General features: G+C 35.3%; 25 protein-coding genes and 1 riboswitch. Of the genes, 16 read left to right on the forward strand and 9 right to left on the reverse strand.

The window, feature by feature from the left end:
- Positions 1 to 21: 21 nt before the first annotated feature.
- On the forward strand, positions 22 to 180 hold the full coding sequence (locus DEF52_RS06555; RefSeq protein ID WP_237357337.1) for a hypothetical protein: 159 nt from the start codon (positions 22 to 24) through the stop codon (positions 178 to 180).
- Here the strand turns inward: DEF52_RS06555 and DEF52_RS06560 are convergent.
- Positions 177 to 317: a hypothetical protein gene (locus tag DEF52_RS06560; protein ID WP_153296801.1), complete on the reverse strand. Its 141-nt coding sequence runs from the start codon at positions 315 to 317 to the stop codon at positions 177 to 179. The genes DEF52_RS06555 and DEF52_RS06560 overlap by 4 nt on opposite strands.
- A 127-nt stretch (positions 318 to 444) precedes the next feature.
- Here DEF52_RS06560 and fumC point away from each other — a divergent pair, with 127 nt between their 5' ends.
- Positions 445 to 1,839 (forward strand): class II fumarate hydratase, encoded by a 1,395-nt coding sequence (fumC, locus tag DEF52_RS03435; protein WP_015588948.1) that lies wholly within the window; start codon positions 445 to 447, stop codon positions 1,837 to 1,839.
- 194 nt (positions 1,840 to 2,033) lie between these two features.
- Here the strand turns inward: fumC and grxD are convergent, their stop codons facing one another.
- Both grxD and DEF52_RS03445 read right to left on the reverse strand, forming a co-directional pair.
- The gene (gene grxD, locus DEF52_RS03440; protein WP_006280013.1) at positions 2,034 to 2,357 is read right to left on the reverse strand and encodes a Grx4 family monothiol glutaredoxin; all 324 of its coding nucleotides are present in this window, start codon (positions 2,355 to 2,357) and stop codon (positions 2,034 to 2,036) included.
- A 9-nt stretch (positions 2,358 to 2,366) separates the two neighbouring features.
- A complete protein-coding gene (locus DEF52_RS03445) occupies positions 2,367 to 2,591 on the reverse strand; it encodes a BolA/IbaG family iron-sulfur metabolism protein (RefSeq protein WP_015588949.1) in 225 nt (74 codons plus the stop codon).
- Positions 2,592 to 2,755: 164 nt separating this feature from the next.
- Between DEF52_RS03445 and DEF52_RS06565 the strand changes: the two genes are divergently transcribed.
- Both DEF52_RS06565 and DEF52_RS03455 read left to right on the forward strand, forming a co-directional pair.
- Positions 2,756 to 2,992, forward strand: coding sequence for a hypothetical protein (locus DEF52_RS06565; RefSeq protein WP_151807860.1), 237 nt, complete (start codon positions 2,756 to 2,758; stop codon positions 2,990 to 2,992).
- Complete coding sequence (locus DEF52_RS03455) at positions 2,989 to 3,627, forward strand: P44/Msp2 family outer membrane protein (protein ID WP_237357341.1); 639 nt, start codon at positions 2,989 to 2,991, stop codon at positions 3,625 to 3,627. Before DEF52_RS06565 ends, DEF52_RS03455 begins: the two co-directional genes overlap by 4 nt.
- A gap of 14 nt (positions 3,628 to 3,641) precedes the next feature.
- On the opposite strand, the gene DEF52_RS03460 is transcribed toward DEF52_RS03455, so the two are convergent.
- On the reverse strand, positions 3,642 to 4,964 hold the full coding sequence (locus tag DEF52_RS03460) for a malic enzyme-like NAD(P)-binding protein (protein ID WP_151807862.1): 1,323 nt from the start codon (positions 4,962 to 4,964) through the stop codon (positions 3,642 to 3,644).
- A 134-nt stretch (positions 4,965 to 5,098) separates the two neighbouring features.
- On the opposite strand from DEF52_RS03460, the gene pgsA reads away from it, so the two are divergent.
- The 12 genes from pgsA (at position 5,099) to DEF52_RS03525 (ending at position 17,774) form a co-directional block, all read left to right on the forward strand.
- Positions 5,099 to 5,641 (forward strand): CDP-diacylglycerol--glycerol-3-phosphate 3-phosphatidyltransferase, encoded by a 543-nt coding sequence (gene pgsA / locus DEF52_RS03465; protein ID WP_012673109.1) that lies wholly within the window; start codon positions 5,099 to 5,101, stop codon positions 5,639 to 5,641.
- Positions 5,642 to 5,820: 179 nt separating this feature from the next.
- The gene (locus tag DEF52_RS03470; RefSeq protein ID WP_151807863.1) at positions 5,821 to 6,771 is read left to right on the forward strand and encodes an IS481 family transposase; all 951 of its coding nucleotides are present in this window, start codon (positions 5,821 to 5,823) and stop codon (positions 6,769 to 6,771) included.
- A gap of 211 nt (positions 6,772 to 6,982) precedes the next feature.
- Positions 6,983 to 7,699 carry a hypothetical protein gene (locus tag DEF52_RS03475; RefSeq protein ID WP_237357338.1) on the forward strand — a complete coding sequence of 239 codons (717 nt, stop codon included), beginning with the start codon at positions 6,983 to 6,985 and terminating at the stop codon, positions 7,697 to 7,699.
- 60 nt (positions 7,700 to 7,759) lie between these two features.
- The gene (locus tag DEF52_RS03480; protein WP_044471201.1) at positions 7,760 to 8,467 is read left to right on the forward strand and encodes an outer membrane protein assembly factor BamD; all 708 of its coding nucleotides are present in this window, start codon (positions 7,760 to 7,762) and stop codon (positions 8,465 to 8,467) included.
- Positions 8,468 to 8,526: 59 nt separating this feature from the next.
- A complete protein-coding gene (locus tag DEF52_RS03485) occupies positions 8,527 to 9,267 on the forward strand; it encodes a YebC/PmpR family DNA-binding transcriptional regulator (protein WP_151807897.1) in 741 nt (246 codons plus the stop codon).
- A gap of 3 nt (positions 9,268 to 9,270) precedes the next feature.
- Complete coding sequence (locus tag DEF52_RS03490) at positions 9,271 to 10,209, forward strand: M23 family metallopeptidase (RefSeq protein WP_151807899.1); 939 nt, start codon at positions 9,271 to 9,273, stop codon at positions 10,207 to 10,209.
- A 7-nt stretch (positions 10,210 to 10,216) separates the two neighbouring features.
- A complete protein-coding gene (locus tag DEF52_RS03495) occupies positions 10,217 to 11,062 on the forward strand; it encodes an SPFH domain-containing protein (RefSeq protein WP_151807898.1) in 846 nt (281 codons plus the stop codon).
- 76 nt (positions 11,063 to 11,138) lie between these two features.
- Positions 11,139 to 11,241: riboswitch (TPP riboswitch) on the forward strand.
- Positions 11,230 to 11,505 carry a SemiSWEET family sugar transporter gene (locus tag DEF52_RS03500; RefSeq protein ID WP_006280002.1) on the forward strand — a complete coding sequence of 92 codons (276 nt, stop codon included), beginning with the start codon at positions 11,230 to 11,232 and terminating at the stop codon, positions 11,503 to 11,505. Its footprint overlaps the riboswitch before it by 12 nt.
- Positions 11,486 to 12,178, forward strand: coding sequence for a thiamine diphosphokinase (locus tag DEF52_RS03505; protein WP_010962623.1), 693 nt, complete (start codon positions 11,486 to 11,488; stop codon positions 12,176 to 12,178). The genes DEF52_RS03500 and DEF52_RS03505 overlap by 20 nt, the downstream gene beginning before the upstream one ends.
- A 1,087-nt stretch (positions 12,179 to 13,265) precedes the next feature.
- On the forward strand, positions 13,266 to 14,669 hold the full coding sequence (locus tag DEF52_RS03515) for a malonyl-CoA decarboxylase (protein ID WP_151807865.1): 1,404 nt from the start codon (positions 13,266 to 13,268) through the stop codon (positions 14,667 to 14,669).
- A 79-nt stretch (positions 14,670 to 14,748) separates the two neighbouring features.
- On the forward strand, positions 14,749 to 16,545 hold the full coding sequence (gene lepA, locus DEF52_RS03520) for a translation elongation factor 4 (RefSeq protein WP_151807866.1): 1,797 nt from the start codon (positions 14,749 to 14,751) through the stop codon (positions 16,543 to 16,545).
- Between the two features lie 854 nt (positions 16,546 to 17,399).
- Positions 17,400 to 17,774 (forward strand): TrbC/VirB2 family protein, encoded by a 375-nt coding sequence (locus DEF52_RS03525; protein ID WP_006279664.1) that lies wholly within the window; start codon positions 17,400 to 17,402, stop codon positions 17,772 to 17,774.
- Here the strand turns inward: DEF52_RS03525 and DEF52_RS03530 are convergent.
- The 5 genes from DEF52_RS03530 to DEF52_RS03550 all read right to left on the reverse strand — a co-directional run bounded on the left by DEF52_RS03530 (position 17,750) and on the right by DEF52_RS03550 (position 23,013).
- Complete coding sequence (locus tag DEF52_RS03530; RefSeq protein WP_151807867.1) at positions 17,750 to 18,748, reverse strand: pyruvate dehydrogenase complex E1 component subunit beta; 999 nt, start codon at positions 18,746 to 18,748, stop codon at positions 17,750 to 17,752. The two genes, DEF52_RS03525 and DEF52_RS03530, sit on opposite strands and share 25 nt — an antisense overlap.
- Before the next feature lie 547 nt (positions 18,749 to 19,295).
- Positions 19,296 to 19,985, reverse strand: a complete 690-nt coding sequence (locus DEF52_RS03535; RefSeq protein WP_272897547.1) for an ATP-binding protein — start codon at positions 19,983 to 19,985, stop codon at positions 19,296 to 19,298.
- Positions 19,986 to 20,208: 223 nt separating this feature from the next.
- Positions 20,209 to 21,474 carry an IS4 family transposase gene (locus tag DEF52_RS03540; RefSeq protein WP_151807607.1) on the reverse strand — a complete coding sequence of 422 codons (1,266 nt, stop codon included), beginning with the start codon at positions 21,472 to 21,474 and terminating at the stop codon, positions 20,209 to 20,211.
- Between the two features lie 92 nt (positions 21,475 to 21,566).
- Positions 21,567 to 22,016 (reverse strand): hypothetical protein, encoded by a 450-nt coding sequence (locus DEF52_RS03545; RefSeq protein WP_237357339.1) that lies wholly within the window; start codon positions 22,014 to 22,016, stop codon positions 21,567 to 21,569.
- Positions 22,017 to 22,665: 649 nt separating this feature from the next.
- The gene (locus tag DEF52_RS03550) at positions 22,666 to 23,013 is read right to left on the reverse strand and encodes a hypothetical protein (protein WP_151807868.1); all 348 of its coding nucleotides are present in this window, start codon (positions 23,011 to 23,013) and stop codon (positions 22,666 to 22,668) included.
- Between the last annotated feature and the right edge of the window lie 23 nt (positions 23,014 to 23,036).

Consider the following 23,036-nt stretch of genomic DNA (forward strand, 5'->3'; position numbering starts at 1 on the left):
TATTTGTACGAACATTTGTTTTTGTTAAACACAACAAATCCCAGTGTCAGCTACTTGCATCTACCACACAACTGTACGAACATTGCAATTTGCAGGCAATTTGCGTGGCAGATGGTGTCATCCCAGTGCCCAGACACTGGGATCCAGCCTTTTCATAATCATCAAAACGTTGTATTTTAACATAAAACGGCTACTTTTATGCTTACCAACTTAATAAAATTTCTGGATCCAAGTGTCAAGCACTGTGATGACATCATAGGGGCGCTGGGATGACACCCTCCTGCTAGACAATGTTCGTACAGTTGTACATCTACCATGCAAGTTACCTGAAAATTGCAATGTTCGTACACTTGACTACTTGGATCTAGTATGATTTAATTAACCAAGAAGTAGGCATGAAAAAATTATGTAGTGAACCAGTTTGCATAACACCAGGAGGAAAATATGGATAGAAAGACGAGAATAGAATCAGACAGCTTAGGGGAAGTAAAAGTACCAAGTGAACATTACTGGGGAGCGCAGACTCAGCGTTCTTTAGAAAATTTTAAGATTGGCACAGAAAAAATGCCAGAGCCTCTGATTAAAGCATTAGCAATAGTAAAACTTGCAGCAGCACATGTTAACATGAAGCAGGGTAGCATAGATAATAAGGTAGGGGACGCAATCTGCGCAGCCGCAAAGGAAGTAATAGATGGCAAATTTAATAATGAATTTCCGCTTGTTGTTTGGCAAACCGGATCCGGAACGCAGACTAATATGAATATGAATGAAGTGATCAGCAATCGCGCAATAGAGATTTTAGGTGGTAATTTGGGTAGTAAATCTCCGATACATCCAAATGATCATGTGAATTATGGTCAGTCGTCAAATGACACCTTTCCAACAGCAATGCATATAGCAGCAGCAGACCAGATAAACCGCTTGCTTATTCCAAATCTTGAAAAATTGCATAAGGTGCTGGATAATAAGGTTCAGGAATTTAAAGATATAATAAAAGTAGGACGTACTCATCTGCAAGATGCAACGCCCCTAACACTAGGACAGGAGTTTTCTGGCTATGCAGCCCAGATTAAAAAGGGGATAGAGAGAGTAAAATCAACTTTAAGTGATATATATGAGCTTGCACAAGGTGGCACTGCGGTTGGCACGGGACTCAATACTAAAAAGGGTTTTGCTGAAGATTTTGCAAAGCAAGTTGCAGGAATTACTAACCTTCCATTTACTTCAGCAGGCAATAAATTTGAAGCGCTAGCAGCAAATGATGCTTTAGTTGAGCTCAGTGGAACACTCAATACAGTAGCAGTCAGTTTAATGAAAATTGCAAATGATATAAGGCTGCTTGGTTCTGGTCCAAGATGCGGAATTGGGGAAATAATGTTACCGGAAAATGAGCCTGGTTCTTCAATTATGCCAGGTAAAGTGAATCCAACTCAGTGTGAAGCGGTGACTATGGTATGCACTCAAGTTATGGGAAATCATGTTGCTGTAACCATTAGTGGTTCAAACGGTCATTTTGAATTGAATGTGTTTAAGCCAGTGATAATTTACAATGTTTTGCAGTCTATAAGACTTTTAGCTGACGCAAGTTTAAATTTTACAGAAAAATGTGTAGTTGGTATTAAAGCAAATGAAGAGAGGATAAAAGATTTACTGAATCAGTCGTTGATGTTGGTCACTATATTAAATACGCATATAGGGTACGACAATGCAGCAAAAATAGCGAAGCTTGCTTATAAAGAAAATATCACTCTAAAAGAAGCAGCAGCAAAACTTCAACTGCTCACTGAGGAAGAGTTTGAAAGGATAGTGAAACCAGAAGAAATGGTAAATTATTTGTAACCGCTCACACTTAATTCTTCAATCTCACTAATAGAAAGGCCAGTAAACTTGACAATAGTGTTAACATCAACATTATTATCTTGCTTTGTCTACCTTATTTTGCCGCTCCCCTGAACGGATACGGTTTAAGACATAAGATCCTTTTTCATAGCTATACTACGTTATCCAGCGTCTGGGCACTGGTTTCTTGGTACTTATTCCGCAATAATTTTTTTTTCCTTCAATAAACTTTGCAGTTCGCCTTTTTCGTACATCTCGCGAGTGATGTCGCAACCACCAATAAACTCTTCCTTTATATATAATTGTGGAATTGTTGGCCAATCAGAAAACTTTTTTATAGATTCACGTATTTCATCATTCTCCAACACGTTAATATACTTAAACTTCACGTTCAATTTTTTTAGGATTGACACGACGAGTCCAGAGAATCCGCATTGAGGAAAATCAGAAGTGCCTTTCATATACAATACCACATCATTTTCTGTTATATCTTTTTTTATTTGTTCAAAATTGCTCATAAATTCACCTTATTTTAAAGTATTAGTTTCCAGTTGCAAGGCGTGTATAGACTGACCTTCCAGAGCTTTATATACCATTTTATGCTGTTCTATTTTTGTCTTTCCAAGAAAACACTTGGAGTTTATTTTTAAATGATAATGGTCATCATCTCCAGCAAGATCATGAATCTTTATATCAGCGTCGGGGAACGATTGTTTGATGATCCTCTCTAATTCGTGAATTGCAATAGTCATTGATTTGCTTTAAATTACAATACTTTCATTATAAATCTAAAACGATTGAGCGCAATAAAAAGTTGCTATCATAAAAAATAGAAGCATACTATAATAATGGAATGACAAGTTATGCAGGGAGGCTTTGTGGTGGGCGAAAGATTTAAATTCACATATCTTTGGTTTTGCTAACTTTTTCATTTAGGTGCTTATCTTACGATGATAAAATAAATAACTTAGAGAATGTTTACATCAAAGCTAACTATTTTGGAGCATTCTTCAATGCAATAGGTTCTCTAGAAGGAAAAGAAGATGCAGGTGACAATATAACAGAGGGGTTTTTAGTTTTAATAAGAAGGAGCGAATTGAAGCTGGATACAGTCCTAAATATGTTCCAGGGTTTGCCGGTAGTGCTGCAATAGGGTATTTATTCAAAAATATGAGAGTTGAGTTTGAAGGCTTATATTCTCAGACTAACTTATATGATGAAGATTATTCAGATAAGAAAAAAGCAAGATATATTGAACTTCGTCGTCACAATGATGCGTCTACTGGAGCGGAATGCAATTCACCTTGGAGAAGTGGAAAGGTTGATATTCACATTCAAGAAAATTGTAGTGTTGAAGCAGAGTTCAGAGCTGCATTTAAGATGAAAAATGAAGGTTTTAATAACTTAGCTGGAATGGTCAATGTATATCGTGATTTTAATATAGCAAAAATGCCATTCACCCCATATGTTGGTATTGGTGCAGGTGTAACTAGGGTTAAATTTCTAGGAAAAACCAGATATGCCTTGGCTTACCAAGCAAAACTTGGTATCAATCACCAACTTACAGCACAAACTCAAGCATTTGCTGGTTTACGCTATTTTGGTATCCTTGATAACCAATTTAAAGATATTGTACCAGGAATAAAGATACTAGCTGGTGAAGGATATATTCCTGCCGGTGGAGGAAGTAAGGTTGATGAAACTGCACGTGTTGAATCAACAACTGCAACCATTACCAATAGGTTTGGTATATATGGCTTAGAGTTTGGGTTGGTTTATCACTTTTAACTTTATCCAATAAATTACATATGTGAAGATAGTAAATTCAGCGTGCTGAGAACATTAGAAAGACGAGATTTTAATTGATTTTCATATTTACTCCAATCTTGTATTGCCTTTCTTGCAATACCTGAATCAACTGCGGCTTTTGCAACAGCAGGAGCTACTATAGAAATTAATCTTGGGTCAAATGGAGTAGGTATTATATATTCACGTCCATAGCCCATTTTACGACCGCCATAGACTGCAGATATCTCACCTGGTACTGGCTCACGGGCAAGCTTTGCTATTGCATCTGCAGCTGCAATTTTCATTTCATCATTTATTGTTGTTGCATGTACATCAAGTGCCCCTCTAAATATATAAGGAAAACCCATTACGTTGTTGACTTGGTTGTTGTAATCTGACCTACCAGTTGCAATTATTGCATCTGGCCTCACAGATTTTGCAAACTCAGGCCTTACTTCTGGATCGGGATTGGCAAGAGCAAAAATAATCGGGTCTTTGCCCATACTCTTTAACATCTCTTCATTTAACACATCTTTTGCAGATAGTCCGATGAATACATCAGCGCCTTTTATTGTATCAAGTAGAGAACGTTCGGAAGTATCAATTGCATATTTTTCCTTCCACTCATTCATGTCCTCGTTTCTACCTTTGTATATTACTCCTTGCTTATCACACAGCACTATATTTTTAGCGCCCATGGACTTTAGTATTTCTAAACATGCAATACCGGCTGCTCCAGCACCATTCATAATGATCTTAACGTCCTCTAATTTCTTTCCGACAATATCAAGAGCATTTTCTATACCAGCTGCAACAACCACTGCAGTTCCATGCTGGTCATCATGGAACACTGGAATATCCATCAGTTCATTCAGACGTTTCTCTATTATAAAACAATCGGGAGATCTTATATCCTCTAAATTTATCCCCCCCCAACTTGGCCCAAGGTACCTTACTGCATTGATAAAATCTTCTATATTTTCTGTACCAACTTCTATATCAACTGCATCAATATCAGCAAAACGCTTAAATAAAACAGCTTTGCCTTCCATGACAGGTTTTGCAGCAAGAGGACCGATATTACCAAGTCCAAGCACTGCAGTGCCATTTGAAATGACAGCAACACAGTTGCTTTTTGCCGTATAATCATAAACAACCTCAGGATTTTTAGCTATTTCAAGGCACGGAGCTGCAACGCCAGGGGAATAAGCAAGTGACAAATCATACTGGGTAGATAAAGGTTTTGTTGGCATGATTGAAATTTTACCAGGTTTACCACCTCTACTGTGATAATTAAGTGCCTCTTGTTTTGTGGTACTATCTAAATCATCGTTCATCATTACATCCTTATATTTTAAGCTTGTATTTTTTAAGTATATGGAGTTTTTATAAATGTTCAATTGTAAACTATTAGCTTGTGAACTCTGGTGTACTTCTGTATAAGTTTACCTACTACGTAGAATGGTATTACATGCTTAAGAAAAACGTGCCTAATTTGCTTACAATTTCTCGTGCGCTTGCAGTACCAGCAATAATATTAAGTTTTTATATAGAAAATAAATATGCAGGCCTGATAACAATATCAATCTTTGTGTTTGCGTGCATTACGGATTTTTTTGATGGTTACTTGGCGCGTGCGTGGAAAGTCCAATCAAAATTTGGCAAGCTATTTGATCCAATTGCTGATAAATTAATAGTGGTTTCAACGATAATTATGCTAGTTTATAAGCAGAAGATAAATGATTTTACAATAGTACCATCGATTATCATCATCTGTAGGGAGATATTAGTCTCGGGTTTGCGGGAGTTTTTGATAGCTACAAATGTTAGTCTACCTGTAAGCAAAGCTGGAAAAATTAAAACATTTCTACAGATGGTTGCTGTAGTAGCGCTAATAATGAACGATTATTATATGATTCAATATACAGGTGCGATTTGTTTATGGGTTGCAGCTATTATAACTATGTGGTCAGGCTATAATTATATCCTAGCCGGCATCAAACAGATTGATTAAATCTCCTAGGAAATAGTTAATAGACAAGAGTAGTTAATATCTTAGTGATATTGACTCAGAAAGCAAAAAGGTGTATAATTGTATTAACTTACAACTAATTAGGTTAATATTATGAAAATACCTAGTTGTATGGTCCCAGAGAGTGATGGTATACTATCATCATCATTTAAGGAGTCATTATGGGACAGATATTACATGGGTGCGCCAAAACAACACAGACGATTCGTAGAGCAATACAAAATAGAAAAGAGAGCATAGCAAAACTCTCCAAGCATTATAACCTTAATCCAAAAACTATTATTAAGTGGAGAAAACGTTCATTTACGAAAGATGCTGATATGGGTCCAAAGCATCCAAGATCAACTGTTTTAACGCTAGAAGAGGAAGCTATAATAGTTACATTTCGCAAGTATACACTACTGCCACTAGATGATTGCCTTTACGCTCTGCAGTCTACAATTCCGCATTTGACTCGCTCTAGCTTGCATCGTTGTTTACAAAGACACAACATTAGCAGATTACCAGCTGTTGATGGAGAAGTTAAGTCAAAAAAGAAATTCAAACAATATCCTATCGGTTACTTTCATATTGATATTGCTGAAGTTAGAACTGAGGAGGGCAAATTACATTTGTTTGTTGCTATTGATAGGACATCCAAATTTACCTATGTTGAGTTGTGTAACAGTGCTACAAAACCCATAGCTGCTGAGTTCTTACGTAATTTGATTAGAATTTTACCGTATAAAATCCATACTATTTTGACAGATAACGGTATACAATTTACAAACCAGAAGCGTCATAAGTATGCTTTCCAACATATATTTGATAGAGTTTGCGAAGAGAATGTTATTGAACATCGTTTGACAAAAGTTAGCCATCCTTGGACGAATGGGCAAGTCGAGCGTATGAATAAAACTTTAAAGGATGCTACAGTTAAGAAGTATTACTATCAATCGCACCAGCAACTTAAAGAACACCTTTATAACTTTGTTATGGCTTATAATTATGCAAAGAGACTCAAAACTCTTAAGGGTCTTACTCCTTATGAATTTATATGTTATCAGTGGACACAGTCTCCAGAATTATTTATACTAAATCCACACCATCACACTCTGGGACCATACACCTAGTGGCAAATTTTCTTCTACTAAAAAGGTTCCAGGAAAGAATAAGAAAAAAAGAGATTTTGAACCATTAGAAGAGTTTTTTTGGGATTTTTGGCCAACAGTTGATAAAGAAGTCAAAAGAGAAAGGCTAGAACAAGAACTATTAGCACTAAAAAAAAGAGAGCTATATAGAAAATGTGCATCATTGGCAACAATGGTCCCATTTACATTGCTGATGGCGATTGAACTGGAAAAAACATATAGCGATCAGGTATTACTTGGCGTGATAAGTGGCGCGCTAAGCCACACTATATTACCTTTTACAGTCTTATCTCTTATTTGTACGCTATATTTAATTTACAATAATAGGAAGATAGCACAAAAAGAACGAGAGTTGGAGATTATTGAAAATGGAGAGGAAGTAAAGGAAAAAGAGCACAATATTTCTGATATAGGTCAGTGTTTGATCTATATTGAGGCTATAACAACTGCACTGGTTATTGTAGGTGTGATAATGGGTGAAACATCTTCACTTGAAGCAGCAGAGGATGCAATTTTATTTCTTGCCAATGCAATTGCTTTTCTTGCAACTCTTGTTTCTTATATTGATAAGCATGAAAAAAATAAGAAAAAGGAAACAGAAAAGTCTGATCTTGATGAGAAATCTAGCAAGAAAACTAGCAATATGTCTGTAGCCGGATTGGCGCTTGCTGGTTCTTCTGTATTTTTAATAAGAAGGATAATGTTAATAGCATTAGCATCGTCCTTAAATCCTGCTGTTGGACCTACTTTAGGCTTGATAGGTATTGCAATTTTTATGGCTGTACAGGTCTTAACTATACATTCCTACAGTAAGACGCTGAAAGATCCAAAAGTGGAAGGACGAGGTGAATCAAGAAATGCAGGTAGTTCTGACCGTAGTTATAAAGAAGAAGGACCGGCTATTGCCTAAGAAATTTATTTATTTAAGTAATATTTAGGTCTATACTTTATTTTGATCGAAAAAAATCTTATGTATAAGACTTTAATCACGTGCTTTATTTTCCTAATTTGCTCCTTTACACAATCGTATGCGGATGATCTTGAAAAAACTGAAACTGAACTATATGAAGAAGCAGTTGAACTTTTTGACCAGAAAAAATATAAACAAGCTATTAGGGCATTTCATAAGATAGAGGATTTGTATCCTTTTTCTTATTGGGCAATGAAAGCAAAATTATTATCTGGGGTCTCTCACTATAATATGGGTAACTATAGCAGTGCTGCAAGTGATATGGATGATTATATATATGTTTATTCAAATGGTGAAGATTTACCATATGTATACTACTTAAGAGTATTATCTTATTACATGCAAATTAATAAAGTGCAACTTGGACAGCAAACTGCATATAAAACTTTAGAGCTAGCCACTGAGTACATTAATCTCTTTCCAGGCAGCGAATATGTAGACGAGATAAAGGAAAGAGCAAAATTAATCACAGAACATATATCAACAAAAGAGTATTCTATCGGTAAATTTTACCTGAGGCGTGGTGAATATTTAGCAGCAATTAAGCGTTTCCAGAATATGGCAAGCTATAAGGATTCTAAATATTTTTCTAAGTCTATTAACTATTTAGTAGCAGCCCATTCAGCTCTTGGCCTTGACTTAGAAGCTGAGCAGTATGAAAGTATGTTATTAGCAGAAAACCTGCAAGATGCCAAGCCAGAGGCTTGAAAATTTGCTTTAGCTTTTTCTATGCTTTGATATATAATTAGGTTTTTAACTATTTGAATATGGCTGGTCATTCACAATTTTCAAATATAAAACATCGGAAAGGCGCTCAGGATGCAAAGCGCTCTCAAAAATTTACGAAGATGATTAGAGAAATAACAGTTGCTGCAAAGCAAGGGCTGCCCGATCCCGAACTCAACCCGCGCCTTCGCTCTGCTATATTTGCTGCACGCAAGGAAAATCTACCAAAAGATAAAATAGAAACAGCAATAAAAAATGCAACTGGTAACGTTGCTGGAGAAAATTACGAAGAAATACAATATGAAGGTCATAGTCCTTCTGGCACTGCACTCATTGTCCATGCCTTGACTAATAACCGCAACCGTACTGCTTCTGAGGTACGTTATATCTTTTCTCGTAAAGGTGGAAATTTAGGAGAAACAGGAAGTGTTAGTTACCTTTTCGATCATGTAGGCTTAATCGTCTATAAAGCAGAGGGTGTGAATTTTGATGATTTATTCAGTCATGGAATCGAATTAGAAGTATTGAATGTTGAGGAAAATGACAAAGAAGGATTACACGTTATAACTTGTGAAATAAAAGATTTTGGTAAAGTACGCGATGCCTTTTATGCAAAATTCGGAGAACCAGAACTTGCTCGTCTTTCATGGCAGCCAAAAGATCTGATTGAAATTAGCGATAAAGAGTTGATTGATAAATTATCTGCATTGGTTGAAGAGCTAGAAGATAACGACGATGTACAGTATGTGGAAGGTAATTTTACTTTTGTTGATGCTGTTTAAATGATGAAGCTGATTGTATTTATGCTGCTCTTTATCTTACCGTTATATACCGCTGAAACATCAACAGATCTTGCACAGCCATTCCAGCATGGAATCAGAAAAAAAAAAGCTACTTTGACGACAGAAAGTGATAGAAAGTTGTTATTCATATCCAGTACCATAAAATCTTCCTTTTTTGCCACGGAAGGGTTGGCGCCAAATACAGTGGTGAAATTGATCAACATATATAAAGATTTTGGTGTTGATTTTAAAAAAGACATTGTGCCAGAGAGTAAATTGGAGGTTCTTTTTGAGAGATTGCCTAATAATCAGAAGACTGAAGAAAAAATTTTATATGCTTCACTGACAATAAACAAGAAAGCTATTAGTTTATATCATTATAAATCGCAAGACGGCAAAGAAAGATATTTTAATAAAGAAGGAATAAGCTTAAAAAATGGCGAAATTTTTGCAAATCCTTTAAATGGAGATTATCGCGTATCCTCGAAATTTGGTAATAGAAAGCACCCTATTCGCGGTAAAATTGTTTTTCACAAAGGAGTGGATTATGCAGCTAAACTTGGCACTCCCATATACGCTGCTGCAGAGGGTGTGATAGAATATATAGGAAAGAATGGTGGCTATGGAAATTACATCAAAATAAAACACAAAAATGAATATTCAACCTGTTACGCGCATGTAAGTAGATTTAGTGGCGATATAAAGTTAGGCTCTAAAGTAAAGCAGGGGCAGGTCATCGCCTATGTTGGTAGCACTGGTGTTGCAACAGGACCCCATTTACATTACGAAGTTATATATAACGGCAAACACATCGATCCGCTTACGATAGCGCATAAAACTGAAGTAAAATTGCCTGATCATGAATTAAGAGAGTTTAAACTATTTGTAAATAAGATAAATAAAACGATTAACAGAGAGGGTTCAAGTGAAAAAGAAGTTTAAAGACAGTATGGATAAGAATACGATAAACGATAGAAATTTGAGTCAAATTCGGGCTTTTCCTGTACTAATAGTGCTAGGATTAATTTTATCGCTGCTTTTTTTGGCATATGACAGCACAATTGCACTTGGAGTTGCTGCCGTTTCAATTTTGACTTTTCTTCAAGGATTTTTTATTAATGACCCTAATGAAGCAAGAGTGATAGAATTTTTTGGTCATTATATTGGAACTTATTTTAAGTCTGGAATATGTGTAACGCTTCCCTTTTCAAGCAAATATATAGTTTCCCTAAAATTTCAGAATATTAACACAGAAAAAATAAAAGTTAATGATGCAAATGGAAGTCCAATAGAGATTTCAGCAGTGATTGTTTGGAGAGTAAATAGCCCTGCAAAGGCGTATTATAATGTTAACAACTATCACGAATTTGTTTTTGTACAAAGTGACTCAGTAATAAGAGAATTAGCTAGTAACTATCCGTATGACAGCGAGAGCAATGAGGAATCTTTACGTAAAAATTCTGATAAAATTTCAGATGAATTGCGGTCAATGTTACAACAAAGATTAGATATTGCAGGAATTGAGATTACAGAAGCAAGAATATCGCATTTGGCGTATTCGTCCGAGATTGCACAAGCAATGTTAAGGCGTCAACAAGCACATGCTATCACTTCGGCAAGAAGGCATATAGTGCAAAATGCAATAGGAATTGTCGAGGAAGTAATAGCTCATTTTGAAAAAAACAAAAGCTTACAATTAGATGGCAAGCAAAAGGTTCAATTGATAAATAATTTGTTGGTTGCCCTAATCTCTGAGCAAGATGCACAACCGACGATTAGTTTAGATAATAATTAGCATAGAAGCCGATTGGGTTTCATAAATGCAAGTCACTATTAATTTCTTGATTAATAGACTAAATGATGTTATAAATTACACGCATTAGGGGTGCTCTAGAAAAGCTGAGAGTACATAAAGTACAACCCTTTGAACCTGATATTGTTAAAGCAAGCGTAGGAAAATGTATGTATATAAATATTGAAGAATGCTTCGGCTTCATTGCGTTAATTGCATCTCTAATTGGATTATCACCTCAAGTATATAAAGCATATATCACTAAAGTTACTCGTGATGTATCGATGTTAATGTTAGTAAACTATCTTATTTGTTCATTGTCTTGGATTGGCTATGGTCTTTACCAGAGCTCAATTTTTGTGGTGCTTAGCAATATTGCTGGATTAGTGATTAGCATAATATCAATTATTCAAAAATGTTACTACGATGCAAAACCTGCACCATGATCATGTGCTGCACTGCAGTACACAACAACAATATCGTTCTATTGTAGTGCTAAATGGAAAAATACCGAGCTCATCGTTTTTTAAACGAGATATACCTATTATTGCTGTAGATGGAGGAGCAAACAAGCTTCTATCAATTGGCGTAAAACCTGATCTTGTAGTAGGAGATTTGGATAGCGTAAATCTGGATTTACGTGCTAATTTGAATACGATATATCTACCTGATCAAGATTATTGCGACTTTTCTAAAGCAATGGCTCACTTAAAAACAGTAAAGTTATTGCCATCAATAGTAACGGGTATTACTGGAGGAGCAATTGATCACATACTACAGAATATTAACATTTTTCTAAGTACGGGCAGTATCTTTTACACACCTTCACCTCCCATGGTAGGTTACACTTTACAAAAAGGTATTACCCATTTTTTTTCTTTGCCAAAAAATACTAAAATATCTTTACTTGGTATACCGAGAGCTCAAATATCAACTAAAGGATTAAAATGGGAACTGCACCTTAGTAATCTTGCTTTTCCGGGAAAAAATTCTTGCTTTAATCGAAGTTTAGGCAATAAGGTATCCGTAGAAGTACACAGTGGTATATGTCTAGCAATGATTTATTTAGAGACAGTAGATGATGCTGCAAGACATCATGTGCGTCAAGTTAAGAAGTAAATAGACTTCTTGCATAACCCAAACTAAGTAGAAAAAAGGTATCATCCAAGTAGCTGACACTGGTTCCTTTATGACGTGTCATTCCAGTTTCAGCTACTTGAATGACAGCAGTCCTACGTCATACCGCCGCGGTATCTCTTAGCCGCTAACAAGCAGCGGGATGACGAATTACTTAACCATCATTACACCGTCATACCGCGATTCATTCGCGGTATCTCTTAACATAGATCCCTTACTTAACCGTCATACCTTAACATAGATCCCGCTAACAAGCAGCGGGATGACGAATTACTTAACCATCATTACACCGTCATACCGCCGCGGTATCTCTAGATCCCGCTAACAAATAGCGGGATGACGATTGTCGTTTAGCCATAAATATTTAAGAAATTTACCAAATGAAAAAAAAGGCAAAAGAAGCCCTGAGGTTATTATCCGCTTTAAAATATTGGCGTTTTTTATGTTTTAAACGCTTGACAAGCGAGATTCAGCCGCTTTTAATTGCAACTAACCTACGCTGCAAATGTTTAAGAAATTTACTAAGCAGAAAAAAAGACAAAGAATCCCCGAGTTAGCTAGTCTTTTACTATCTCTGTCGAGTATTGGCATTTTTTGATGTCTTGTAACGCTTTATAAGCGCGTTCAGCTTATTTAGATAAAAATCTAGATGTAGATGAAGTTTTGTAAAGACATACAGTATCTATATACTGCAAAAAATTGAACATAAGACGCCGATACATTAAGTAATCCTTACCTTTTAATCTGCAGATTGGCGAAAGCAAATACAATAGCTTCAGTTTCATGATAAGTGGGCTGGCGGAGTTTGTCAAGCAAGTTTTTTCGTTTCTACTGAATGACAGTTGTGGCTTGGGAGGTAGTGCAAGAAGTCTATTGTATTACTGAATTATTAATAATTCAGTAATAGTGCCTGCTATGTAGCTAAAATTTTCCTTTAACTTAAGCTATATGTAGCTAAAATAACTTGGGTTTACCGACAACCGTCATCCCGCTGCTTGTTAGCGGGATCTAGAGATATCGCGGCGGTATGACCCTGACTTGCATTAGCTATGTATAATAAAGGGAATCTATGACAAAAGAATCATTGGTAAAAACTGATATAGTGAAAGTTGAAGACAAAAAGGCGGTAAGAAGCTTTTTTAAAATACTAGGTGGAGTGGCAGATGCTGTAAGATCGTGGATTGGTAACATCAGTCCTGATTTAAGCAACAGTCGCGATATCGATAGTTTAGTCTTGAAGATGAACGAGTGCTTAAATCCAAAGGGAGGGGAGGTTTCAGCACGTAAAAACGCTGTATCTCTTGGTAACTTGTACTTAAGCTTATCAGAGAAAGGTAAAATAAAATTTCTACAAACCCTGGCAGAAAAATTTAATCCGAATAAAGCGGAAATAGATGAGAAAATTAGAGAGTATAAGAAAAACCAAGATCCCGAGTTAAACTATAAATTTGAGCAGGATTTAATAAAAATTCTTGAATCACCACGTTCTAAAATATTGAAGCAATTTATTTCTTTACCAGAAGGCCTTAAGTTTATTGTTGATATGCGTTCTGATGTGCTTAAGCTAAAAAACCAACATAGAAGCTTGAATCCACTAGAGAGCGAATTAAAAAATATACTCTATACTTGGGTTGATGTTGATCTACTCGATCTTCGTCAAATCACTTGGGATTCACCTGCATCATTGCTAGAAAAACTTATAAAATATGAAGCTGTGCATAAAATTTCCTCTTGGGGCGACCTAAAAAACAGACTAGATTCTGATCGTCTCTGTTTTGCTTTTTTTCATTACAAGATACCAAACGAACCTCTAATTTTTGTAGAGGTTGCATTGGTGGATAAGATTGCAGATAGCATTCAACACCTTTTAGATGAGTCAGTACCTTCAAATGATCCGAGTAATGCAAGCACTGCTATATTCTATTCAATATCAAACACTCAAGCAGGGTTATCTGGAATCAGCCTTGGTAATTTTTTGATCAAAAGGGTTGTAGAAAAGCTATCACAGGAGTTTAAAAGTATAAAAACATATGCAACTCTTTCTCCAATACCTGGCTTTACGAAATGGCTAAAAAACAATCTAAACCAAGATGTCACTTTATTGGGCAAACTAAACATAAAACAATCTAGTGCAGAAATTTTAGAAAGTGCAGAGCAATTAAAAACTAATGTTGAATGTACAAATGAAACTAAACAATACATGCTTAAACTATGTGCATATTATTTACTAAAAGTGAATAATAGCAATGGAAATGCTTATGACCCGGTGGCGCATTTTCATTTAAGCAATGGTGCATCGATAAAACAACTAAACTGGATGGCGGATACTTCTGAAAAGGGTATTAGTCAGTCAGCCGGGATGATGGTAAATTATCTATATGAGTTGCCTAAAATAGATAATAATCATGAAAACTATATGGTTAATAAAGTGATTTCCTGCTCGAAAAAAGTGTCGTCTATGTTGAAGGAGTAAATAGTCTCTTAATAAAGGATTGCCCTCACAACACTTAAAATGTAAAATAGTTTCACTAATTAAGTATAGTGGGCCATAAATGAACAACATAAGGAATTTCGCAATAATAGCGCATATAGACCATGGTAAGTCAACGCTTGCTGACCGTTTAATAGAGGAATGTAACGGCCTTGAAGCAAGAGAAATGACCAATCAAATACTCGATTCAATGGATATAGAACGCGAACGTGGGATTACAATTAAGGCACAGACGGTAAAACTCAATTATACGGCAAACGACGGTAATCAATATTGCCTAAATCTCATGGACACTCCAGGTCATGTTGATTTTTCATATGAAGTGAGTCGAAGCTTAGCAGCGTGCGAAGGTTCACTTTTAATAGTAGATAGCAGTCAAGGCGTTGAAGCACAAACCCTTGCAAATGTATATAAAGCTATTGACAACAACCATGAAATAATAGTTGTGCTCAATAAAGTTGATCTTCCTGCTGCAGATCCAGAAGGGGTAAAACTCCAGGTTGAGGAAATAATTGGTATTGACGCAAGTGAGTCAGTTTTAATATCAGCAAAAACTGGACTTGGAATAAAAGATGTACTTGAAGCAATAGTGGCAAAACTTCCAGCTCCTCAAGGTGATGTAAATGCTCCATTGCAAGCAATTTTGGTTGATAGTTGGTATGACACTTACTTAGGAGTAGTAATTTTAGTGCGAGTTAAAAATGGAGTGCTAAAAAAAGGCATGAGAATTGTTATGATGTCTAATAATGCTACATATCAGATAGATAATATCGGTATTTTCACCCCTAAAAAAGTGATGACGGGTGAACTTTCAGCGGGTGAAGTTGGTTTTATAACTGCTTCAATGAAGGAAGTAGCAGACTGCAAGGTAGGAGACACTATCACTGAGGAAAAGAGACCTTGTAGTGAAGCACTTCCTGGATTTAAAGAAGTGCATCCTGTGGTATTTTGTAGCATTTTTCCTCATAAAACGGATGATTTTAAATATCTAAGAGAAGCTCTAGAAAAGTTACATTTAAATGATGCAAGTTTTACCTTCGAGGCTGAAACTTCAAATGCACTAGGCTATGGATTTCGTTGTGGTTTTTTGGGAATGTTGCATCTTGAAGTTATTCAAGAAAGGCTCGAGAGAGAATTTGATTTAGACCTAACAGCAACTGCACCGAGTGTTATATATAGGGTTACAACACGAAGTGGTGAAATTTTGAATATTCATAACCCAAGTGATATGCCAGATCCAACGAAAATTGAAATTGTGGAAGAACCATGGATTACCGCAACCATAATGGTCCCTGACCAATACTTGGGAGAGATTCTATCTCTATGTGAAGAAAGGAGGGGAGAACAGGAGGATTTATCTTACATTGGTAACACAACAACAGCATTGTTAAGATATAAATTACCACTGTCTGAAGTTGTTTTTGACTTTTATGATCGATTAAAATCAATTTCCAAAGGATATGCAAGTTTGGATTGGGAAATTTCCAGCTATCTGGTAAGCCAAATAGATAAATTAAGCTTTTTAATTAATGGAGAGCCCGTAGATGCACTGGCTTGTATCGCTCACAAAAGCAGAGCAGAAAAAAGGGGGCGTGAAATATGTGCACGCTTGAAGGATTTAATACCACGTCAGCAATATAAAATCGCGATTCAAGCGGCAGTGGGCGGAAAAATTATTGCCAGAGAAACGATTAACCCATACAGAAAAGATGTAACAGCTAAACTCTATGGTGGAGATGTAACGCGAAGAATGAAACTACTTGAAAAGCAAAAGAAGGGTAAAAAAAGGTTACATTCTATAGGGAACGTAAATATTCCACAGAATGCTTTTATTCAAGCCTTGAAGATAAGTGATTGATCTTAAAAGACTTCTTGTATAGTTTTTGGCAACAACCGTTAGAAACGAAAAAACTTACTTGACAAACTCCGCCAGCCCCCTTATCATGAAAGTGAAGCTATTTATTTATCTTCTCTGTACAGATTAAATGACAAAAAAACTCACGTATCTGGCGTCTCATGTTTAATTTTTTGCACTATGTGCACCTTATGTCTTTATCAAACTTCTACCTACATAAGCTGAAACGCGCTTATAAAGCGTTTAAAACATAAAAAAACGCCAACTTAAAAAATGGATAGTGAATAACTAGCTACCCTAGGGTTTCTTTTGCCTTTTTTTCTGTTTAGTAAATTTCTTAATGTTTCTAATTTAGATTAGTTGCGGTTTAAAAGCAACTGAATCGCGGTTATTAAGCATTTAGAATAAAAAAACGCCATACTTGAAAGTATAATGTAAGTAATTAGCCAACCACGGGGCTTCTTTTGCCTTTTTTTTCATTTGGTAAATTTCTTAATGTTTATGGCTAAACGACAACCGTCATCCCGCTACTTGTTAGCTGATGAGATACCGCGGCGGTATGACGTAGGACTGCTGTCATCCCAGTGCTTGACACTGGGATCCAGTTGAGCTATTTCAACAAAAATACTGCATTTGAGATGAACGTTCCAGACTTATTTACAAATATAACAATTAAAGTCTGGATTCCAGCGTCAAGCACTGGAATAATATCGTTTACTATGTCTATATTACAATATTTGTGCAGTTGTGTATCAACTACTTTTGTGGCACCGTTTGTTATTCAATCTTTATGCTAGTTTTACTAAAAATTATAGTATTTTAGGTATAATTGCAATATCTAAATTTAAGGTATAGAGATGAACCCTAGGAAAGTTTTTAATATTCTTTTTATAGTATTATTTATTTCTTTTTCTCATGTTGGGAGTGCTGCCGCTGACACTAATACTGATACAACTGCTCAAGTAATATGTAACATTATTGGCTACGTTTGGGGAATAGGCGGACCGCTTATGACCGTAGTGATAATAGGTGCAGCTTTGCTTGCGATATTTGGTAGAATGCCATGGCCAGCTCTTTTTGCACTCGGTATATTTTGTGCTGTATTTTTCGGTGCTAAAACTATCGTCATAAAAGTAATGGGTGGTATAGGCGGCACTGGAAATACTTCTTTGATGGACCAATGCGGAACAGGAGACACAAAAAAGAACTATTTTTTTCTAAAACAGACCTGATGCACGGCTTCAACTATATCTTCCACTTGCGGTAATGCTTTTTTTTCTAGATTTGCAGCGTAAGGTAAGGGGATGTCCTTGCCAGTTACACGTACAACTGGAGCATCAAGGTAGTCAAATCCTTGTTCCATAACAACGGCTGACAGCTCTGCTCCTATTCCTGCAAATGGCCATCCTTCTTCTACACTAACTAACCTATTAGTCTTCTGAATAGAGTTAATAACAGTTTGAGTGTCAAGTGGTCTTAAGGTTCTGAGGTCAATAACTTCAGCTTCTATACCTTTACTCGAAAGTAAATCTGCTGCATTTAAGGCATCCATTAATTTTAATGAAAAAGCAGTGATAGTTACATCCTTTCCTTCCCGTATAACAGCAGCTTTGCCTATCTCAAGTAGATAATCTTTGTTTGATAGCTCAGAGTCAGAAACTTCATGCTCATGTCCATAAGCTATTTCGTTTTCTAGAAATATTACCGGATTAGGGTCACGAATTGCAGCTTTAAGCAGACCTCTGCAATCGGAGGCAAAATAGGGTGCTATTACTTTTAACCCCGGTATATGCGAATACCAAGCTGCAAAGCATTGAGAATGTTGTGCAGCAACTCTTGCTGCAGCGCCATTTGGTCCACGAAATACTATAGGGCATCCAAGTTGCCCACCTGACATATAATTCGTTTTTGCTGCGGAATTCACAATTTGGTCAATAGCTTGCATAGAAAAATTAAAAGTCATAAACTCAATTATTGGCTTTAATCCAGCAAATGCCGCTCCAACAGCAAGGCCAGCAAATCCATGTTCGGTAATAGGCGTATCAACTACTCTGTTTTCTCCAAACTCTTTCAGTAATCCTTTCGTTACTTTATAAGCACCATCATACTCTGCAACTTCTTCACCCATGATAAGCACATCAGAGTCGTTTTGCATTTCTTCTCTAATTGCTGTGCATAAAGCTTCTCTTACACTTAAGGTTGCCATTTATAAACTTTTATAGACTTTAACTAAAGTAACTATATCAGAATTACTGGGGGTAAGTAAAGTGTACAAATTAAGTTTTACAAACATCATGACCAACTCATTCCAAAAAAAAATCTTCTCACGCTTGCTGGTTTTGGTTGCTAAAAATGATTGTATTGCTTGTGTTTTTAATAATATATACTGCTAAGTTAATAATAATTCACTTGGGAATAACAGAAAAATACATGATAATTTTATATTTCAAATAGAATAAAATCCTTTTTATTGATACTGTCTTTTTTTGTAAAAAACATTCCTAACTTTTCCACCACTTTTTCTGGCTAAGGTCAGTATAACTTTTGCTTGAAATAACTGTTTATATGGTGCAATTTACAGCTTTTAGTTGCTAAAATTATAACTCTTAATTTAATAATTTTAATCCAATAAGCTTTCAGGTTAATAAAATTAAATTATTTGAGTAAATGCAATACCATGTCTTTATTTGTGGGTAATAATAAGAATAACGAAGGTTGGCTCAGCTACACTTCTATAATTTCAATTTTTATGTTTACCGTATAAAAGAAGTTTCTTCTGTCTGTGTCTCCCTGTTTGAAACCAACCTTATTCTCTCTCTTTCTTGTTCTGAACTTAACCCGCGAAGCGCGTGATCGAAATCTTTCTCACTCACTATAAGCCGTCTTTGCGCACCAGCGCTAATTTTTGCTTCATTCACTAATTGCTCTAACTCAGCCCCAGAATAGCCTTTAGTCCTTTCCGCAATGTTTTTAAGGTTTAACTCATTATCGGCTTCTGTACCTCGCATATAAAGTTCTAATATTTTTTGTCTCGCTTCCACGCTTGGATTAGGGATATAAACCCTCTGACCTAAACGTCCAGGTCTAATAAGTGCTGGATCTATACCACCGATAAGGTTAGTTGCACCAATTACTATTATATCTTTTCTGCTCTTAAATCCATCTATTTCAGTTAACAACTGTGTTAAACTCTCTCGACAATGGTAAGCTGAGTTATTAGCGGTACTTCTTTTTTGAGCAACTGCATCTATTTCATCTATAAAGACTATACAAGGAGAATATTTTTTTGCTATTTTAAAAAGCTCGCGTACAGCATGTGCACCATGACCAATATATACTCCAATAAGTTCAGGACCTGAGATGCTTATGAAATTCATATTTGATTCACCTGCAATTGCACGAGCGATAAGTGTTTTACCATTTCCAGGAGGGCCATATAATATGTCACTGCCATTAAGTTAAGGAAGGAATGGTAAAAAACGAACCAGAAGATTTGAAATAATCGAGAAGTTATGATAAATGCTGAAACAAAATAGAATAAACTTAAAAGTAGATAAACTCTAAAATGTAAATTACTTAAGAAGTAGTTGATTTAGGAGTCATTTTACAGAAGATATGACAATAAATTGCCCAGTTATTATCAGAAGATATGAGTACTGTCTTTGGTCAAAATACATGCTTCCTAGCTCTTTTTTGGTAGTTCAGTGAACGAGTATTCGTTACTTTATTACGGTCAACTTTTCTTCCTTTTCTCACCACTAGAGTGTTCATCAAAAATAACTTTGATAATCGATCCATAATGCAGTCTGTGTCTGACTCTGTAGAAAAAATATCGAAAGCCAAGTTTTTTATTGCATTAAATGAGACAGATTTATTAATGCTTTTCTCAGACTTGCCATTGGCTAGGCCTGCGTTCAATGTCTCTTCTACATCTTCTGTTGTAATACTTTCTAAGTTGCTAATAAAAATAGTTGACCAAAAATCCTGCTTAATAGTTTCAACACTTTTACCTGTAAAATTTTCTAAGCCTAATCTTCCTTTGAGTTTGGAAAAAAATGTTTCTACTCCCCAACGTAAGTAGTATAATTCCCCAAATTCTTCAGCTTTAAACTGCTGTTCGTCTAATAACGATGTAGCTAACACTTCAATCTCACCAGAATGAAGAACTATTTTGACTAATCGAAACTTTATTTTATCAGGTAATCCTAGCTTTCTTAGCTGTCTCGCTATTTTGACAGATGCAGTTGACACTACTATCATGTCAGAAGGACTTCCTGGCTTAAACATAGCATTTATTTCATTAAATGATGAGTATGGACAGCGAATTATGTAATTAATACCTCTTTGTATAAGCTCAGCAAAAAACCTATAAGAAACATACCCTCTATCACAAATCAGCAAATCGTTGGATTTTACACTATCAAGCATATCAATAGCTAAAGCAACTTCATAGCTACCGCCTCTGCCAAGTACTGATTTTATTGCGATATTGTTTAATACATCGTAACATACTTCAAAGGTTGTACTTGTGTAATCTCCAAGCTCTTTTTCGGTATAATTTCTTATTGGTCTTGAGCCAAATTCATTTATTAACTCATCATTTTTTGGTAGAATCAGTGTAGAAGCATCAAATGCAAGTACTCTGAAACCATGGTGGGTTTTAAATCCTTGATCTTGGTAGTATAGGGAAATTATGCTATCATTTAGCTCTGAAAATGCAGTGTGCTTTAGCTTTTTTCTTGCTTGAGTAAATGCACTTGCTGTGATTGTGTGATCCTTTTTTGTATGCAGGACAAACTCATTAAGCATTACTTGTAATGATTTTACACTCTTTCTGAAAATTAGAATAAATACATCAATGAAAGGCAGCTTTCTTTTTCGTGAGAAATCTTTTGGAGATGCTTTGTGGGCGTTAATAAAGTTTAAACTCATCAATTTATCTTTTATAAATTTAATTATTCTTTTTTTTACTCATATCATTATTTCTTTTAATTCAGCGATCTTACCCGATTTTATAATACATTCTAACACTTTTTCCTTAACTTAATGGCAGTGTATAATATGTAACCTCTTAGTGAATTAATACTTTTATTTCCAAACAGCTTGCGCATTTCTTCTGTCATTTGGTCACAGCAAATCATCTGCAACCGTTGTTTTAAGGAGTCATCAATTATAGCATCAGCAAATGTTATTCTTTTATCATCTGAATTAGCTAATTCTATCGATATAGGCAGCTCTACTTCCTTTAGTTTGCTGAATACTTGATCATATACAAACCAAACAATAAAAAGGAGAACGACAAGTAACACACAAGGCATAGCTTCACTAACATAATGTGCAGCTAACTCATACCCTTTACTAAGCAACATTGTATGCATATAGGCAAACAAAAAAGCGATAGAGACAATAGTTGCCACGCATAGTAAACAGATTGAAATTCTTTTTAGTAATTCTGAAATTTCAATTTTTTTCATCTTAATACCTTATACCAATTTTAAACTAAGAATAATTTTATCTAGCTTACCTATTTTAGCTTGATTAGAGCGTTCAGAAAAATTATCAAGTACGTACTTTAATTTATTAAATACTAAAAACAATATATCACCATATTGTCACATACATCTTTAAAGTTTACCAAATTCATTTTCAAAAAACAAGATTTTATTATTAACCAGAATTCTGGATTAGATTTTAGGTAAATTATTGAAAGTCTTGAATTTTACTAAATTAGTAACTAGTCTTAAAATGCTTACTGCTTTATCGTAAATGCTAAAACAATAAGCTATTGATATTCTTGTTTTTTTTAATCTCCAATCCAGAATTCGGGTTAAAAACGCTAACTTGTATCTTCAAGAAGTAAGACATAATAGCTCTAAAATGTCTTGCAAGGAAAGGTAAAGCTGAACGCTAACTTATGCCAGAAAAATACCGTCTTGTTTGCCTTTTTGAGTAGTATCATCTTATTTTTCCTGTAAATTTTGTTTATAACGCCTAAGATTTACGATATTTTAATCCCGGTAGAATATCTTATAAAATCAGATTATATGTTATACCTATGGAAATAGATAACTTTCAGCAATATTACAACCAAGAAGAAATGAAGACAGTAACATTAGCTCAAATTTATAAAGACTTGGTAATAAAGATATCCGATATAGCCACAAGCAAAATGTAAGCTACTATTAATGGTATTATGGAAATAGCACCAACGATACCACCTACTATACCTACTACCAGAGGTAACGGAGTAGTAAGGCTTAATATAATAAGTGGGAGAGATATAATTGATAGTATTATAGAAATTACACCTACTGTTTTCAGAAGAGATAGAAATCCTTTTGAATCTAAATGTTCTTTAATTCCCTTAAATAATATAAAGAAAATGCTTATACACATTATAGCACAAAGTATTACTGCTGCTATTTTTATTATAGCTGCTGCTATAAGTGCTGCTAAATAAGCTATATTCATTATAACTTTACCACTAAACTTAA

The sequence above is a fragment of the Wolbachia endosymbiont of Nasonia oneida genome, assembly GCF_009012935.1.
GTDB lineage: Bacteria > Pseudomonadota > Alphaproteobacteria > Rickettsiales > Anaplasmataceae > Wolbachia > Wolbachia pipientis.